Here is a 15,211-nt window from a genome sequence, read left to right as displayed (position 1 = left end):
ATTCCGAACTCATATCCGGCCCATGAAACGGCGCGGGTCGCACTCGCCACGGCGCGTTCCTGACAACGCATCGACGAGATCTGCGATGGCCTGCAGATTGTGGACGGCGCGGAATTCATCGACATGCGGCAGCATGGCCCGGACGCCACGGGCGCGTGCTTCAAAGCCCTCAAACCGCAACAGCGGGTTCAGCCAGATGAGCCGGCGGCACGAGCGGTGCAGACGATCCATCTCGCGCGCGAGATCGCCGACGTCTTCCCGCTCCAGCCCATCGGTTATAAAAAGCACGACAGCGCCCTGCCCGAGCACTCTTCGCGCCCAGAGCCGGTTGAACAGATGCAGGGTCTCGCCGATGCGCGTGCCACCCGACCAGTCCCGCACCGCCCCCGTGCAATCGTCGATAGCCTGGTCCGGATCTCGGTTCTTCATCTGCCGCGTCACATTGGTCAGTTGCGTGCCGAACAGGAAAGCGTGTACGCGCCGGCGCTTTTCCGTCAGCACATGCAGAAAATGCAGGAAGATGCGGGTGTACTGGCTCATCGAGCCGGAAATGTCGGCAAGCACCACAAGCGGCGGGTGGATGGTCTTCGGTTCGCGAAAGCGCGGTAGGATGAGATCGCCGCCAGTCTTCATCGCATCGCGCATCGTGGCGCGCGGATCGATGCGTCGCGGACGGCGGGAGGCCTGAAAACGCCGAGTCGTCACGCGGTCCATTGGCAGAACGAGCCCCGTGAGCGCCTTTTTCGCGGCTGCGAGCTCCACGGCCGTCATCTGTGCAAAATCCGTCTCGCGAAACACTTCGCCTCCGGACGCGGTAAAACGCGCATCAATTTCGACCTCGGGCTCGCCGCGCGGCGGCCGGCTTGCATCCTGGCCGGAAAACAGCGCATCGCTGACACGCGCCTCGCCGGCCCTTCGTTTTTCCTTCTCCCGCTGATCCGCCATCTTGGGCGAGAGCATCGCGATCATTTTCTCGACAAGATCGCGCGAGCGCCAGAACAACCGGAACGCCTCGTCGAAGACCGCACTGTCCTCGTGCCGCTTGACGAAGATGCTGTGCAGCGCCGCGTGAAACTCCGCCCGTGAGCCGATGCCAATCAGCGCCACGGCCCTGATAGCATCGGCAACGGCGCCTGGACCGATCTTGAGGCCGGCCTTGCGCAACACGCGGGCAAAGAAGACGATGTTGTCGGCCAGCCGCCCTTCATCTGGGACGCGTCCGTCTTCCGGCCGTCTCACCGCGCTTTCAGACTGTTGAACAAAGGCTTCCATGATCAGCCCACCGCCCGTTGTTCGGCCCGCACCTCGTCGAGGATTTGGCGCCCCTCGCTGCCTTCGATGCGGGCGATATCATCCTGGTATTTCAACAAGGTGCCGAGCGTATCGGCAATGGTATCAGGATCGAGCGCCAGACGGTCGAGTTCGGTCAGGGCCGTCGCCCAGTCGATCGTTTCGGCAACGCCGGGATTCTTGAAGAGATCGAGTGTGCGCAGCTTCTGCACATAGGCCACGATTTCCTGTGAAAGGAGCGCATTGCAGCCCGGAACCTTGCGCCGGATGATCTCCAGTTCCTGCTCTGCCCTCGGATAATCCACCCAGTGATAAAGGCAACGGCGCTTAAGGGCATCATGCACCTCGCGCGTCCGGTTTGTCGTGATGATGACGATCGGCGGCTCTTGCGCGCGGATCGTGCCGAGTTCCGGGATCGTCACCTGAAAATCGGAAAGCACTTCCAGCAGAAACGCCTCGAACGCCTCGTCCGTGCGATCCAGTTCGTCGATCAGGAATACTGGCGCACTGCCGGGCTCACCCGAAATCGCCTGCAGCACCGGACGGCGGATCAGGTATCTCTCGGAAAAAATATCGCTTTCGATGCGCGATCGATCAGTCGTTCCGGATGCCTCGGAAAGACGGATTTCCAGCATTTGCGCGGCATAGTTCCACTCATAGACGGCAGACGAGACGTCGAGACCCTCGTAGCATTGCAGTCGGATCAGCGGGCGGTTCAGTGCCTTAGCCAGAACCTTGGCGATCTCCGTCTTGCCGACGCCGGCTTCGCCTTCCAGAAACAGCGGCCGCTTCATGCGCAGCGACAGAAAGAGCACCGTCGCCAGCGCAGTTCCAGCCAGATAATCGCCCGATTCGAGCATCGCCATCGTCTCACCGATAGAGGCCGGTATCGTCCCGCTTTGATATGACGTCATGATGCGTTCTCCCTTGGGAAAACCTACAGCGTGCGGTAGCTCCGGTCCAGATAAAGCAGAGCCGGTTTCTTTTCGCCGAGCTTCACGGCGACGACTTCGCCGAACAGCACGATATGTGTCGCAACCGTCTTCACATCGATGATCCGGCAGTCAAAAGCTGCTGCGGCGTTCGTCAACACCGGAGAGCCGGTCTCCAGTGTCGTCCAGGCGGCCCTTGAAAAACGCAGGGCCGAATCCAGTTGATCGCGCCCTGAAAAAGCATGGGCAATATCGGTCTCGTCGGCCGAAAGAAGATTGAGCGCAAAGCTGCCGCCGAGGGAGAAAATGGCGTTTCGCGGATTGGCGCCGTTCAGGCAGACCAGAAGGGTCGGAGGATTGTCCGAGACCGAACATGCGGCCGTCACTGTCACGCCGCGACGCTCGCCATCCTTGGCGGCCGTGACGACCTGCACATGCGCCGCGAGCCGGCTCATGGCATCGCGGTAGGTCAACGGATCGAGTCGCGGCTTGTCCAACACTGCTTTCTCCTGATCGAGTGCAGCCCATACATAGCCATTGAAAAGAATTATGAAACCCGCCAAGCGGCGAATTTCTGGCTTAATCGCGGCAATTGTTATGGTATGCGGCGAGGCTTCGATCTTTTCCTTTGACGCTTGCGACCACATCTTTAAAACATGGCCTTTCTTCACCTGGAAAGCTGTATGTACCGTTCCTTCGTCGCAATCCTGATCCTGATAGGCCTGAACATGGCAGCGATGACGCAGGCCAAACCGGCGCGGGCGGAAGGTCTGAAAATCGCCGTCGTCGCGCCGACCGAAGGTCCATTTGCCCTTCTCGGCAAGCAGATTCTGGATGGTGCGCAGTTCCAGGCGCAGGACCACGGCTCGGAAATCATTCCGATCAACGAGACCTGCGAGACAACAGATAGTGAAGCGCTCGCCAAGGCGGTCGTTGCAGCAGGCGCCGAGGCTGCCATCGGCTTTCTCTGCACCGAAAGCCTTGAGGCCGTCCTACCGGCCCTTGCCGAATCGTCGATGCCAGCACTTTCGCTCAGCGTTCGCTCCGATATCCTGATGGAAGATGCGTTGCGCAAGAAATGGCCGTTCTTCCGGCTGGTGCCGAATGCGAAGGCGGAAGCGGCGCGGATCACCGACATCATCCTGTCGCGCTGGAAAGGCGAACCGCTCGGACTGATCGATGACGGCACGATCCACGGGCGCGAGCTTGTCGAGAGCGTGCGCGAAGCACTTGCCGCGATCGGGCTGACGCCTGTCTTCAACGATACCTATCGTCCCGCGCAGGAGCAGCAGGTGGCGCTCGTGCGCAGGCTGGCCAAGAGCGGCGCGACACACGTATTCACCGGTGGCGACCGCATAGATACGGCGATCATCGCGCGTGACGCGAAGTCGGAATCGTTTGACCTGACGCTCATGGGCGGCGAAGCGCTCAGCGCCGCCGACCAGACCGTTCCGCTGGAAAACGGCGTTTTGGCCGTCACCTTGCCGGATTACGCGACCCTGCCCGAGGCAAAAGCCGTCAGCGCCGCCATGAAGGCCACTGGGCTTGTGCCGGAAGGATATGTACTGCCTTCCTTTGCAGCGGTATCACTGCTGGAACTGGCAAAGGATCAGGCGGCAAAGGATGGCACCGGATTGCTGGATGCGCTCGCCAAAGGCCCCTACCCGACAGCTCTTGGCGCGATCCGCTTTGATAAGGGCCACGAGCTGGCCGATAATCCCTATCGGCTGATGCGGTGGCAAGACGGCCGTTTCGTGCCCGTATCCCCTCTTCCACCGGCAGACTGATGCGGCCCGGCCCGCTCAACCTGATCACCGATGTCGGCGGACTGACCGTCGGAAACGCCGCGGACGCGACACTGAAATCCGGCGTGACCGTGGTGCTGTGCGATCCTCCCGCAATTGCCGCGGTACAGGTGCTTGGTGGAGCGCCCGGCACGCGCGAGACCGATCTCCTGGAGCCCCACAACGCCGTACAGACAGTCGATGCGCTCGTTCTTTCCGGCGGCTCGGCTTTCGGCCTGGATGCCGCCTCCGGTGTGCAGGCGGCCCTGCGCGAAATGGGACGTGGCTTTGCCGTCGGCCCGCTTCGCGTCCCGATCGTTCCGGCAGCAATCCTGTTTGACCTCATCAATGGCGGCAACAAGGACTGGGGGCGCTATCCGCCCTATCGCGATCTCGGTTACGCAGCGGTTGAGGCGGCGTCGCGGAATTTCGCCACGGGAACGGCAGGTGCCGGCACCGGTGCACTGACCGCGACCTTCAAGGGTGGCCTCGGCTCGGCGTCAATGGCCCTGCCAAACGGCATCACCATCGGCGCACTGGTCGCGGTCAACGCGCTTGGTTCCGCAACGATCGGCGATACGGGGCATTTTTGGGCGGCACCCTTCGAGGAAAACATGGAATTTGGCGGTCTCGGAATGCCGTACCCTTTCCCCCACAATGCCCGCGATCTGCGCATCAAGTTCCGTGAGCAGAAAATCGAGGCTCAGAACACGACGATCGCCTTGATCGCGACCGACGCGGTCCTGTCAAAGGCGGAAGCCAAACGACTGGCGATTTCGGCGCATGACGGTTTTTCCCGGGCGCTATGGCCCTCGCATACGCCGCTTGATGGTGATCTCGTGTTTGCCCTGGCCACCGGCGCAAGCGGCAAGACCGTTTCCGTGCAGGACTTCATCGATCTCGGGGCGGCAGCCACGTCAACCATGGCGAGAGCGATTGCAAGGGGCGTTTACGCGGCAAGCCCCGCGGAGGGCGATCTTCTGCCCACATGGCAATCGGTTCGAAATCCGCAATAACGAGAATGTGGCGCTCGGAAATGTTGTTTGATCCCAAAAGCAATGCTATGGCCGGGAAAACCTAGGGAGTGCCTGTCATCATGCCTTTGCCGATCCGGATTTCCCCGTCCATTCTGGCTGCAGATTTCGCAAAACTCGGACAGGAAGTGCGTGATGTCGCGGAGGCGGGAGCCGACTGGATCCATCTCGACGTGATGGACGGGCATTTTGTTCCCAATATCTCCTTCGGCCCGGATGTCATCAAGTCGCTGCGCCCCTATACGACGGCGACCTTCGATTGCCACCTGATGATTGCCCCTGCCGATCCCTACCTCGAAGCCTTCGCCAAGGCCGGTTGCGATATTATCACCGTGCATGCAGAGGCCGGTCCGCATCTCCATCGATCACTGCAGAGCATCCGGGCACTCGGCAAGAAGGCCGGCGTTTCGCTCAATCCGGCCACCCCGGAAAGCGTGATCGAATACGTGCTCGATACTGTGGATCTCGTTCTGGTAATGACCGTGAACCCAGGCTTCGGCGGCCAGAAATTCGTCAATGCCACTGCGGAAAAGATCCGCCGCATCCGCGCCATGATCGGGGATCGACCGATCGACCTTGAGGTCGATGGCGGCATAGCCCCCGAGACGATCGCAATCGCCTCCAGCGCCGGCGCCAATGTCTTCGTTGCAGGCTCCGCGATCTTCAGGGCGGGTTCTATCGAAGGTTACCGGACTGCGATCGATGAGTTGCGGACAGCGGCGGAAAGCGGACTGAGATGAATTGGGCTGCCGGCGGCGGCGCTGGGTCCGGCACATGACGGTCGAGATCCAAAAGTGCAGTGGTAGGACCGCAGGGCATCTTCGGGCGCTCCGGGCAACGCCTGCGGGCAGCATTGCCAAGCCGGCGTGAGTTGCTGCTCGGCACGCCGATCTGGGGTCTTCTGATGGCGGCATCTGCACTCATCGCACTTTTGCTGCGTGAAGTGGGAGCCACATTCCAGCTGACGAAAATTCTCACATTGTATTTCGCAGGTGGCGTGATCGCCTGGCCCTTTTCGATTTTCATCGGCCGGTTCTGTGCCTTGGGTCGCAGCGTTGAGACTCGGTTTGCCGCCTATTTCCTCTGCTTCACTGTCCTGACGATCGCCTCGACGACGCTTTTATTTGCCCTGCACTACCGCCTTTTCTTCGAGCAATGGCATGCACCCTTCGGCACGAGGATATGGGTCTACCAATTCGTCTTCACCTCGGCGTCCGCCTCCTACCAGTTCGTTGTCATGGGCGTCAGGCTCTATCTTCCCTTCGGACTGGCTGCTCTGGTAGTAGCCAGTCTGTGGCTGGCCATGCGTCCGCACGATATGCAGCGTTGAGATTGCGCGCCATCTTTGCTAGAGGCACAACCAAACTTCCCTGATGACGAAAGCTGAGAGCCCATGATCCCGCGTTACTCCCGTCCGGAAATGGTGGCCATCTGGTCGCCGGAAACCAAATTCCGCATCTGGTTCGAGATCGAGGCGCATGCCTGCGACGCGCTGGCAGAGTTGGGCGTCATTCCCAAGGAAGCCGCAAAAACGATCTGGGAAAAAGGCGGAGCCGCCACATTCGACGTTGACCGCATCGACGCAATCGAGGCAGTGACCAAGCATGACGTTATCGCCTTCCTGACGCATCTCGCCGAAATCGTCGGCCCGGACGCGCGCTTCGTGCATCAGGGCATGACCTCGTCCGACGTGCTCGACACCTGCTTCAACGTCCAACTCGTCAAGGCCAGCGACCTTCTGCTCGCTGATCTCGACAAGTTGCTGGAGGCACTGAAGCGCCGCGCTTTCGAGCACAAGGACACGGTGACCATCGGCCGCTCGCACGGCATCCACGCCGAGCCGACGACGTTCGGCGTCAAGCTGGCGCTTGCCTATGCCGAATTCGAGCGCTGCAAGAAGCGCCTGATCGCGGCCCGCGAAGAAATCGCCACCTGCGCGATTTCCGGCGCCGTCGGCACCTTCGCCAATATCGACCCGCGCGTCGAAGAACATGTCGCGAAGGCCATGGGCCTTGCGGCAGAACCGGTCTCGACGCAGGTCATTCCGCGCGACCGCCATGCGATGTATTTCGCGACCCTCGGCGTCATCGCCTCCTGCGTCGAACGCGTGGCAACGGAAATCCGCCATCTGCAGCGCACCGAAGTGCTCGAAGCGGAAGAATACTTCTCTCCGGGCCAGAAGGGTTCGTCGGCCATGCCGCACAAGCGCAATCCGGTGCTAACCGAAAATCTCACCGGCCTGTCGCGCATGGTCCGCGCCTTTGCCCTGCCGGCCATGGAGAACGTGGCGCTCTGGCACGAGCGCGACATTTCGCACTCCTCGGTCGAGCGCATGATCGGACCGGACGCGACGGTGACGCTCGATTTCGCGCTAGCGCGGCTCACGGGCGTCATCGACAAGCTGCTCGTCTATCCCGATAACATGATGAAGAACATGAACAAGTTTCGTGGTCTCGTTCACTCGCAGCGTGTGCTCCTGGCCCTGACCCAGGCTGGCGCTTCGCGCGAGGATTCCTACCGCCTCGTCCAGCGCAATGCCATGCGCGTCTGGGAAGAAGGCAAGGACTTCCTCGAAGAACTGCTGGCCGATAGCGAAGTTCGCGCCCTTTTGCCCGAAAGCGAAATCCGCGAGAAATTCGATCTGGGCTACCACACCAAGCACGTCGATACGATTTTCGGCCGAGTCTTCGGCTGACGCTTGAAAGGGAGGCGTTCACGCCTCCCTTCTCCAATCTGTCTGCAATCGGAGCAGATCGGTAAAATGCCGGCGAAATTCCTCAAATATCCTTCAGCCTTTTCTGCCATCGTTTCCAGACGGATCCATGCGGAGATGGAGGATATATGCCACAGCAGCAAGTCATTGAGCGGAAGGCCAAGCGCACAGCAACGAAGTTTACGGGCACGGTCAGTTGCAAGAACGGCAAGAGCCGCGGCATCGTCAAGGACCTGTCGCCAGCGGGCATCTGCTTCCAGCTCTATTTCGACATCAATGCCAAGACCGGCCAGGAAGTGACGATCGAGAGCGAGGAGCTGGGTCACCTCACGGGGACCGTGCACTGGTATCGCAGCGACAAGATCGGCATAAAGCTGAATATTTCGTCGAATACGGCGGCGCAGATTTCGTCCTACTACAAATTCTTCCGCTAAGTCTGAATACCCAGCCACCTGCAACAGGCCGCCCCAAAAGGCGGCCTTTAAAGCTGCGCCAAGCGTTTTAGCCGATCTGTTCCGGCTCGACCATCTTGCGATAGAGATGCCAGGTCGCATGACCGAGAATAGGCATCACGACGATCAGCCCGATAAAGACCGGGAGCGAACCGAGCAAAAGGCCTGCCGCAACCACCAAGCCCCAGACGGCAACCGGAACAGGATTGGCAAGCGTGGCGCGGATCGATGTTTCAACGGCGGAAACAGCACCCACGTCGCGATCCAGCAAAAGCGGAAACGACACTACGACGGTTGCCAGAACGACGGCGGCGAAAACAAAGCCGACCGCATTTCCAACGAGGATCAAGCCGATGCCCGCTTCCGTGCCGACAATGCCGCTCATGAAAGCCGAAAGCGAGGCGGGCGGAACCTCGCCGAGAAACCGCACATAGAGCGCCTGTGCGACGATCAGCCACGCAACGAACAGGATTAAAAGCATCGCAGCGACGACAAGGATCGCCGGCAAGGCGGGCGAATGGCGAACATCGAACGCGTGTCGCCACGAGGTATCGAGACCTTGCTCGCGACGCCGGCTGATTTCATAGAGGCCGATGGCCGCGACCGGTCCCAGGAGAGCGAAGCCGGAAGCGAGAGGATAGAGGATGGGCAGCATGTCCACGCCCGAACTCCAGGTGGCGAGGACGACACCTGCAATCGGATAGATCAGGCACAGAAAAGCATAATGGGATGGCTTGGTGCGGAAATCCTCAAAACCCAGGCGCAACGCATCGAAGACATCGGCCACGCCGATCTTGCGAATTCCAGGGTGCGCGACGACGTCGCCCGGCCCCGCCATTACGTGAAAAGCCGTCATAGCCATCCTCCTTGTTGATCCACGTCACCAACCTGATCCGGAAGGCACGACGCCATCGTCAAGAAAAGGCATGACAGGTGAGCGCATGCGTTCTGAACCCAATTGCCGCTTCAGCAGACGGCACAAAGCGGTTGTGACACCACCGCCTTTGGCGATACCCTACACCCGTTGCGCCATTCTTTCACTTGACTTCATCCCTCCTCGACCTCACATCGCCGTTACCATGAAATCATCCGAAGCAGATATCCTCATCGTCCCAGGCTACACCAATTCCGGCCCGGAACATTGGCAGACCCGCTGGCAGAGCAAGCTCGCATCGGCAAGGCGTGTCGAACAGGCGGAGTGGTCAAAACCGGTGCGAGAGGATTGGATCGCTCGCATGGTGGAAGAGGCGAATGCCGCCACCAAGCCCATCGTCATCGTCGCCCATTCGCTCGGTGTCGCAGCCGTCGCCCATGCCATATCGGGAATAGACAAGAAGATCGCGGGCGCGTTTCTCGTCGCACCTCCAGATGTCGCCAATCCAAAGATTAAGCCAAAGCACCTGATGACGTTCGGACCCTACCCGCGCGATCCACTGCCCTTCCCCTCGATGATCGTTGCCAGCCGCAATGATCCGTTCTGCAGCTATGATCATGCGGGAGACATCGCCAATGCCTGGGGCTCGCTTCTGGTGGACGCGGGAGAGTCCGGCCATATCAATACCGAATCGGGGCATGGTCCCTGGCCGGAGGGAACCATGGTGTTCGCCCAGTTCCTCAGCCGACTGAAGCCATGAACGGCAATTCCGGAAAAGAAGACTAGAGGCGATCGGTATATTCAGACGTTTTGCCACGCTACATGCCGAGAGCAGGCAATTCATGGAACAAGCCGTAAATACCTCGTCATTAATCTGAATTTCATTGTCCTTGATCATCATCGCTGAAAATAAGCGAGTTCGAACATCGGTGCCCATCATCAGCGACCCGAAAAACTGGCAGGAACCACCGATGCCTGCGGCGGCCGGAATGGATTCCGCCATTTTGAAGCAGGCCGGCAGCGGTATCTGCGTCGTCACGGCAGAGGGTATTATCCAGTCGGCAAACCCCGCATTCACGCGATTGACGGGGTCAGAAACCAGCAATCTCGCCGGTCTGCCGTTCCGGACGTTCATTCATGCGGACGACGTGCCCGCCGTTGATCAAGCGCTTTCCGACACACGCAAGGCAACGCATTGGCCAGGAACGATTTCCATCCGCCTGCAGCCGAAACAGGCTGAGCCGATCTGGACGATCGTGAGTTTTGCCAGGCTGAGCGTGCAGACCGGTCACTTCGAGGTGATCATCCAGACACAAATAATCGACAGCCTGATGCAAACGCTCGGCGCGCTGCAGGAAAGCGAGACACGCTGGAAATACGCCCTTGAGAGCGCGTATCAGGGGGTCTGGGATCACAACTTCCAGAAAGACGAGTTCTTCTATTCATCAACCTGGCGCAAAATCCGCGGCCTTGCCCCGGATGCAACGGTTGATGGTTCCCTCGAAAAATGGTTGGAGGGTGTCCATCCCGACGATCAGGCGCATGTTCTCGCCTCCATCCGACTGCAGGATGAAGGCAAAGTCGCCTTCAGTGTTTTCCAGTATCGCGAGCGTCATGCCGATGGTCACTGGGTCTGGATCGAAAGCCGCGGTTCATCCATCGAATGGTACCCGAACGGCAAACCAAGCCGCATCATCGGTACGGATACGGACGTCACGGAGCGCAAGCGCGACGAAGCGACACTCGCCGAAATTTCCCGCAAGCTCCGGCTCGCTTTGGATGTCTCGAAAATCGGCGTCTTCGACTTCAATCTCGATACTGGCGAGGCCCTCTGGGATGAGCGGATGATGCAGATTTATGGCCTTGATCGACCGGGAAGTCGGTATTCACCAGCGGATTGGGAAAAGCTCGTTCACCCGGAAGATCTGAACACGGCATCCGAAAATGTTGCCGAGGCCGTCCGCGAACAGAAGCCCTTTGTGAACGCATTTCGGATTGTCCTGGAAGACGGAACCATTCGCTCCATCCGCTCGAATGCAGCCCCTTATCTCGATGCAGATGGTGCAAGCAGACTGATCGGTGCCAATTGGGATGTCACGGAAGACGTGGCGTTGCAGGAGGAACTGGCACGCGCCAAAATGTTGGCGGACGCGCGCAATCAGGAGCTTGAAGCCGCCCGTGTTCGCATTGAATACAATGCGCTGCATGACCATCTCACCGGCCTTCCCAATCGCCGTTTTCTTGATCAGCGTCTCGAAGAATGGGCCAGCGACAAGCTGAAATACTCCGCGATTCTCCATATCGATCTCGATCGTTTCAAACAGATCAACGATACGCTCGGCCACCAGGCCGGTGACGCTATGCTGATCCACACAGCCAGGACACTGGCCACGTTGGTACAAACCGACGATTTCGTGGCGCGGATTGGCGGTGATGAGTTTGTCGTTCTTTGCGGCCCTGGCCGCAACAGGACCGAGATCGTGACAATGACCGATGCCGTCATTGGCGCACTTCGGCAGCCGGTTTCCCATGAAGGGCATCTTTGCCGCTTCGGGGCAAGTGTCGGCATAGCCTGGGTCGGCGAAGATGCGCATGATGCCAAGCAGTCACTGATGAATGCGGATATCGCGCTTTACCGCGCCAAGGGGCTTGGACGCAACCGTTACGAATTCTTCACGACACAGCTTCAGACACAGATCCACCACGCCAAGAAGACTGCCGACGAGATCATGAAAGGGTTGGAGGAACACGAATTCGTGCCTTTTTACCAGCCACAATTCTGCGCGCGTTCGCTGGATATTACCAGCGTCGAGACGCTGGCGCGCTGGCGCCATCCTGTGCATGGTTTGCTGGCTCCCGCCTATTTCCTCAAGGTCGCCGAGGACGTGAACGCACTCTCGGCAATCGACCGGGTCATCGCCGAACAGGCCTTGAACGATTTCGACGACTGGGACCGCATGGGGCTCGGAATTCAACGATTTTCCGTCAATGTCTCCTCTCGCCGGCTGCGCGAACCGGGCCTGATTGAAAGTCTGAAAGCATTGACGATCAGGCCCGGCATTCTTTCCTTCGAACTGCTGGAGTCGATCTTTCTCGATGATCTTGAAGAATCCGTGACCGAAACGATCAGCGCGCTGAAGGGACTGGGTATCGATGTTGAAATCGACGACTTCGGGACCGGGCATGCTTCGATCGTCGGCTTGCTGAAGCTGAGCCCAAGCCGCCTGAAAATCGATCGGGCTTTGGTGGAGCCGATCACGGTTGCGGCCGAACAGCGCCGCCTCGTCGGCTCGATCATTGATATCGGCCATTCGCTGAACATCGAAGTGGTCGCCGAAGGCGTTGAAACGCTCGCGCACGCGCATATTCTGCGCGACCTCGGATGCGACATCCTGCAGGGCTACGCGTTTGCAAAGCCGATGTCGAAGACGGATCTCGAAATTTTTGCGCGCTGCGAGAACTGGCGCCCGGCAGCACGGCCGGAGCAGTGGTCGCGCCGAACGATACGAAAAGATGTGACGGCATAAAAAAGCCGTGCAGCGAGGCTGCACGGCTTTTCAAATCATCACCGGCTGCGACGGATCAGCCGTTCTGAATCTGTGTCACGGCTTCGGAAAGCAATTCCAGCATTTTCAGGCGAGATCTGCTCGTCGCTCTGAGCGATGCCCGCGGCATCAAAGTCTGCGCGGATTTTGCGAACGACATCTTCGTGACCGACTTCCTCGAAATCGGCGGCGACCACTTCCCTGGCATACGCATCAGCGTCGGACTTGCCGAGAAGGCCTGCAGCCCACAGACCGAGAAGCTTGTTGCGGCGGGCTTCTGCCTTGAACCTCAACTCTTCGTCGAGTGCGAACTTCGATTCAAATGCTTTTTCGCGATCCTGCATATTGACCATCCTTCAATCTCCCCAAAAGAGTCCGCGCCGAAACGGCTTTTCGCCCATAAACCAAAAGCTCGGCGAAAGTGCAATGCAAGTTTTCCGCTTTGGCGACTTTCGTGTTACCCTCACCTAATTCAGGGGAACGGCTGAGACCGCGATTGTGAAATGTATTCTTTTCGGTTAATGACCCGACTAGAGAATGCCGATGGCGCAGCCCAAGAGCGCCAGCAACCATAGAGACAACATTGATGAATCGTCGCCGCCGTATCTACGAAGGCAAGGCAAAGATCCTTTACGAAGGTCCCGAGCCGGGCACTCTGATCCAGTTCTTCAAGGATGATGCTACAGCCTTCAACGCGAAGAAGCATGAGGTTATCGACGGCAAGGGCGTGCTCAACAATCGCATTTCCGAATATATCTTCACGCATCTGAACAGGATCGGCATCCCGACCCATTTCATCCGCCGCCTCAACATGCGCGAGCAGTTGATCAAGGAAGTGGAGATCATTCCGCTTGAGATCGTCGTGCGCAATGTTGCCGCCGGTTCTCTCGCCAAGCGTCTTGGCATCGAGGAAGGCGTGGTCCTGCCGCGCTCGATCATCGAGTTTTACTACAAGGCTGACGCGCTGGACGATCCGATGGTCTCTGAAGAGCACATCACGGCGTTCGGTTGGGCAAGCCCACAGGAACTCGACGACATCATGGCGCTTGCCATCCGCATCAACGACTTCCTCACCGGCCTGTTTCTGGGCGTCGGCATCCAGCTGGTCGATTTCAAGATCGAATGCGGCCGCCTCTTCGAAGGCGACATGATGCGCATCATCCTGGCGGATGAGATCTCGCCGGACAGCTGCCGTCTGTGGGACGTCGAAACCAAGGAAAAGATGGACAAGGACCGCTTCCGCCGCGACATGGGCGGCCTCGTCGAGGCCTATCAGGAAGTGGCGCGACGCCTCGGCATCATGAACGAAAACGAACCACCGCGCGGCTCCGGCCCGGTTCTGGTGAAATAAGCAGGAAAGACGACAGTGATCAACGCACGCGTGACTGTGACGCTGAAGAACGGCGTTCTAGACCCCCAGGGCAAGGCAATCGAAGGCGCCCTCGGCGCTCTCGGCTTTGACGGCATCGGCCATGTCCGCCAGGGCAAGGTCTTCGATATCCAGATCGAGACCGCCGACAGGGCCAAGGCCGAGGCTGACCTGAAAGCCATGTGCGAAAAACTGCTCGCCAATACGGTGATTGAGAATTACACTATCTCACTCGCCTGATGGTTGAATGAGGTGATGCAATGGCCGACATCACAAACGAACTGATGTATGAATTGCTGAAGCGCGTTCATGGCGACGTTGCCGCCTTGAAGGAAGGTCAACGAGAAATCCGACTAGAACTGAATGCGATGCGCGGAACAATGGTTTCGATGCAGCAGGACATTCATAATATCTACGGCATTCTTTCCCGCCACGAGACTCGTCTCGACCGTATCGAAAACCGCCTAGAGCTGCGTGAGCTTGCCGAGGCCCAATCAAGGTTTGAACCGCACCCATGAAGTCCGCCGTCGTCCAGCTTCCAGGCCTCAATCGCGATCGTGACATGATCGCTGCGATCACCAAGATTTCCGGCACGGCGCCGGTCACGATCTGGCAGACGGAAACAGAAATTCCGGACGTCGACCTGATCGTCATCCCGGGCGGCTTTTCCTATGGGGACTATCTGCGTTGCGGCGCGATCGCCGCGCGCATGCCGGTGATGCAGGCGATCAAGGCCAAGGCAGAAGCGGGCGTCAAGGTTCTGGGCGTCTGCAACGGTTTCCAGATCCTCGTCGAGGCCGGCCTCCTGCCGGGCGCGCTGATGCGCAACGCGTCGCTGAAATTCGTCTGCAAGGAAATCAAGCTGGAAGTGGTGAATGCCGAAACGGACTTCACCCGCGCCTACAGCAAGGGGCAGATCATCCGCTGCCCGGTCGCTCATCACGACGGCAATTACTTCGCCGACGAAGAGACTCTGAAGTCGATCGAAGGCAACGGCCAGGTTCTGTTCCGCTATGCCGAAGGTACGAACCCCAACGGTTCCATCAACGACATTGCAGGCTTGATCAACGCCAAGGGCAATATTCTCGGCATGATGCCGCACCCGGAAAACCTTATCGAGGCTGGCCATGGCGGCTCGGACGGTCGTGGTCTGATCGCATCGGCGCTGGAAGTCATCGCTGCTTAACCTTCTGGCTGATAGAAGCTTCGATACGAGAT

General features: G+C 59.1%; 16 protein-coding genes and 1 pseudogene. 12 read left to right on the top strand and 5 right to left on the bottom strand.

Annotation, left to right across the window (positions count from 1 at the left end):
- Positions 1-9 precede the first annotated feature (9 nt).
- From P6U16_RS00210 to P6U16_RS00200, 3 genes are read right to left on the bottom strand one after another with little or no spacing between them, the layout of a single operon-like run.
- Complete coding sequence (locus P6U16_RS00210; RefSeq protein ID WP_277702156.1) at positions 10-1,272, bottom strand: VWA domain-containing protein; 1,263 nt, start codon at positions 1,270-1,272, stop codon at positions 10-12.
- 2 nt (positions 1,273-1,274) lie between these two features.
- Positions 1,275-2,204, bottom strand: coding sequence for a MoxR family ATPase (locus P6U16_RS00205; protein ID WP_277702155.1), 930 nt, complete (start codon positions 2,202-2,204; stop codon positions 1,275-1,277).
- Between the two features lie 23 nt (positions 2,205-2,227).
- Positions 2,228-2,677, bottom strand: a complete 450-nt coding sequence (locus P6U16_RS00200; protein WP_277703943.1) for a flavin reductase family protein — start codon at positions 2,675-2,677, stop codon at positions 2,228-2,230.
- 228 nt (positions 2,678-2,905) lie between these two features.
- On the opposite strand from P6U16_RS00200, the gene P6U16_RS00195 reads away from it, so the two are divergent.
- From P6U16_RS00195 to P6U16_RS00170, 6 genes are all read left to right on the top strand, one after another.
- Positions 2,906-4,009 (top strand): branched-chain amino acid ABC transporter substrate-binding protein, encoded by a 1,104-nt coding sequence (locus P6U16_RS00195; RefSeq protein WP_277702154.1) that lies wholly within the window; start codon positions 2,906-2,908, stop codon positions 4,007-4,009.
- Positions 4,006-5,022 (top strand): P1 family peptidase, encoded by a 1,017-nt coding sequence (locus P6U16_RS00190; RefSeq protein ID WP_277703942.1) that lies wholly within the window; start codon positions 4,006-4,008, stop codon positions 5,020-5,022. Before P6U16_RS00195 ends, P6U16_RS00190 begins: the two co-directional genes overlap by 4 nt.
- Before the next feature lie 80 nt (positions 5,023-5,102).
- A complete protein-coding gene (gene rpe, locus P6U16_RS00185) occupies positions 5,103-5,780 on the top strand; it encodes a ribulose-phosphate 3-epimerase (RefSeq protein WP_277702153.1) in 678 nt (225 codons plus the stop codon).
- A gap of 59 nt (positions 5,781-5,839) precedes the next feature.
- Complete coding sequence (locus P6U16_RS00180; RefSeq protein ID WP_277702152.1) at positions 5,840-6,370, top strand: hypothetical protein; 531 nt, start codon at positions 5,840-5,842, stop codon at positions 6,368-6,370.
- Positions 6,371-6,433: 63 nt separating this feature from the next.
- Positions 6,434-7,735, top strand: a complete 1,302-nt coding sequence (gene purB / locus P6U16_RS00175) for an adenylosuccinate lyase (RefSeq protein ID WP_277702151.1) — start codon at positions 6,434-6,436, stop codon at positions 7,733-7,735.
- Between the two features lie 146 nt (positions 7,736-7,881).
- Positions 7,882-8,187, top strand: a complete 306-nt coding sequence (locus tag P6U16_RS00170) for a PilZ domain-containing protein (RefSeq protein ID WP_277702150.1) — start codon at positions 7,882-7,884, stop codon at positions 8,185-8,187.
- Between the two features lie 67 nt (positions 8,188-8,254).
- On the opposite strand, the gene P6U16_RS00165 is transcribed toward P6U16_RS00170, so the two are convergent.
- Positions 8,255-9,061, bottom strand: a complete 807-nt coding sequence (locus tag P6U16_RS00165) for a DUF2189 domain-containing protein (RefSeq protein ID WP_277702149.1) — start codon at positions 9,059-9,061, stop codon at positions 8,255-8,257.
- 223 nt (positions 9,062-9,284) lie between these two features.
- Here P6U16_RS00165 and P6U16_RS00160 point away from each other — a divergent pair, with 223 nt between their 5' ends.
- Both P6U16_RS00160 and P6U16_RS00155 read left to right on the top strand, forming a co-directional pair.
- Positions 9,285-9,839, top strand: coding sequence for an alpha/beta hydrolase (locus P6U16_RS00160; RefSeq protein ID WP_277702148.1), 555 nt, complete (start codon positions 9,285-9,287; stop codon positions 9,837-9,839).
- A 229-nt stretch (positions 9,840-10,068) separates the two neighbouring features.
- Entirely contained in the window at positions 10,069-12,606 is a 2,538-nt protein-coding gene (locus tag P6U16_RS00155; protein WP_277702147.1) for a bifunctional diguanylate cyclase/phosphodiesterase, read from the top strand.
- Between the two features lie 55 nt (positions 12,607-12,661).
- On the opposite strand, the pseudogene P6U16_RS00150 reads toward P6U16_RS00155, so the two are convergent.
- A pseudogene (locus P6U16_RS00150) lies at positions 12,662-12,977 on the bottom strand (ATPase inhibitor subunit zeta).
- A 233-nt stretch (positions 12,978-13,210) separates the two neighbouring features.
- Here P6U16_RS00150 and purC point away from each other — a divergent pair.
- The 4 genes from purC to purQ are packed head-to-tail and all read left to right on the top strand — an operon-like array spanning position 13,211 to position 15,179.
- Entirely contained in the window at positions 13,211-13,975 is a 765-nt protein-coding gene (gene purC, locus P6U16_RS00145) for a phosphoribosylaminoimidazolesuccinocarboxamide synthase (protein ID WP_037159871.1), read from the top strand.
- A gap of 15 nt (positions 13,976-13,990) precedes the next feature.
- Positions 13,991-14,233, top strand: a complete 243-nt coding sequence (purS, locus tag P6U16_RS00140) for a phosphoribosylformylglycinamidine synthase subunit PurS (protein WP_277702146.1) — start codon at positions 13,991-13,993, stop codon at positions 14,231-14,233.
- Between the two features lie 20 nt (positions 14,234-14,253).
- On the top strand, positions 14,254-14,511 hold the full coding sequence (locus P6U16_RS00135) for a hypothetical protein (protein WP_277702145.1): 258 nt from the start codon (positions 14,254-14,256) through the stop codon (positions 14,509-14,511).
- Positions 14,508-15,179 (top strand): phosphoribosylformylglycinamidine synthase subunit PurQ, encoded by a 672-nt coding sequence (gene purQ, locus P6U16_RS00130; RefSeq protein WP_277702144.1) that lies wholly within the window; start codon positions 14,508-14,510, stop codon positions 15,177-15,179. The genes P6U16_RS00135 and purQ overlap by 4 nt, the downstream gene beginning before the upstream one ends.
- The last annotated feature ends 32 nt before the right edge of the window (positions 15,180-15,211 follow it).

The sequence above is a fragment of the Rhizobium sp. 32-5/1 genome (genome assembly GCF_029537235.1).
In the GTDB taxonomy this organism is placed as follows: Bacteria; Pseudomonadota; Alphaproteobacteria; order Rhizobiales; family Rhizobiaceae; genus Pararhizobium.
Note: the sequence above shows the minus strand (reverse complement) of the source record. Positions and strands in the feature narration are given on the sequence as shown.

What these genes read in the sequence shown, in the direction of transcription:
- purB (WP_277702151.1), top strand. Translation starts at nt 6,434, where the DNA reads ATGATCCCGCGTTACTCCCGTCCGGAAATGGTGGCCATCTGGTCGCCG.
- P6U16_RS00210 (WP_277702156.1), bottom strand. Translation starts at nt 1,272, where the DNA reads ATGGAAGCCTTTGTTCAACAGTCTGAAAGCGCGGTGAGACGGCCGGAA.
- rpe (WP_277702153.1), top strand. Translation starts at nt 5,103, where the DNA reads ATGCCTTTGCCGATCCGGATTTCCCCGTCCATTCTGGCTGCAGATTTC.
- P6U16_RS00160 (WP_277702148.1), top strand. Translation starts at nt 9,285, where the DNA reads ATGAAATCATCCGAAGCAGATATCCTCATCGTCCCAGGCTACACCAAT.
- P6U16_RS00200 (WP_277703943.1), bottom strand. Translation starts at nt 2,677, where the DNA reads ATGAGCCGGCTCGCGGCGCATGTGCAGGTCGTCACGGCCGCCAAGGAT.
- purQ (WP_277702144.1), top strand. Translation starts at nt 14,508, where the DNA reads ATGAAGTCCGCCGTCGTCCAGCTTCCAGGCCTCAATCGCGATCGTGAC.
- P6U16_RS00205 (WP_277702155.1), bottom strand. Translation starts at nt 2,204, where the DNA reads ATGACGTCATATCAAAGCGGGACGATACCGGCCTCTATCGGTGAGACG.
- P6U16_RS00165 (WP_277702149.1), bottom strand. Translation starts at nt 9,061, where the DNA reads ATGACGGCTTTTCACGTAATGGCGGGGCCGGGCGACGTCGTCGCGCAC.
- purC (WP_037159871.1), top strand. Translation starts at nt 13,211, where the DNA reads ATGAATCGTCGCCGCCGTATCTACGAAGGCAAGGCAAAGATCCTTTAC.
- P6U16_RS00170 (WP_277702150.1), top strand. Translation starts at nt 7,882, where the DNA reads ATGCCACAGCAGCAAGTCATTGAGCGGAAGGCCAAGCGCACAGCAACG.
- P6U16_RS00135 (WP_277702145.1), top strand. Translation starts at nt 14,254, where the DNA reads ATGGCCGACATCACAAACGAACTGATGTATGAATTGCTGAAGCGCGTT.
- P6U16_RS00155 (WP_277702147.1), top strand. Translation starts at nt 10,069, where the DNA reads ATGGATTCCGCCATTTTGAAGCAGGCCGGCAGCGGTATCTGCGTCGTC.
- P6U16_RS00195 (WP_277702154.1), top strand. Translation starts at nt 2,906, where the DNA reads ATGTACCGTTCCTTCGTCGCAATCCTGATCCTGATAGGCCTGAACATG.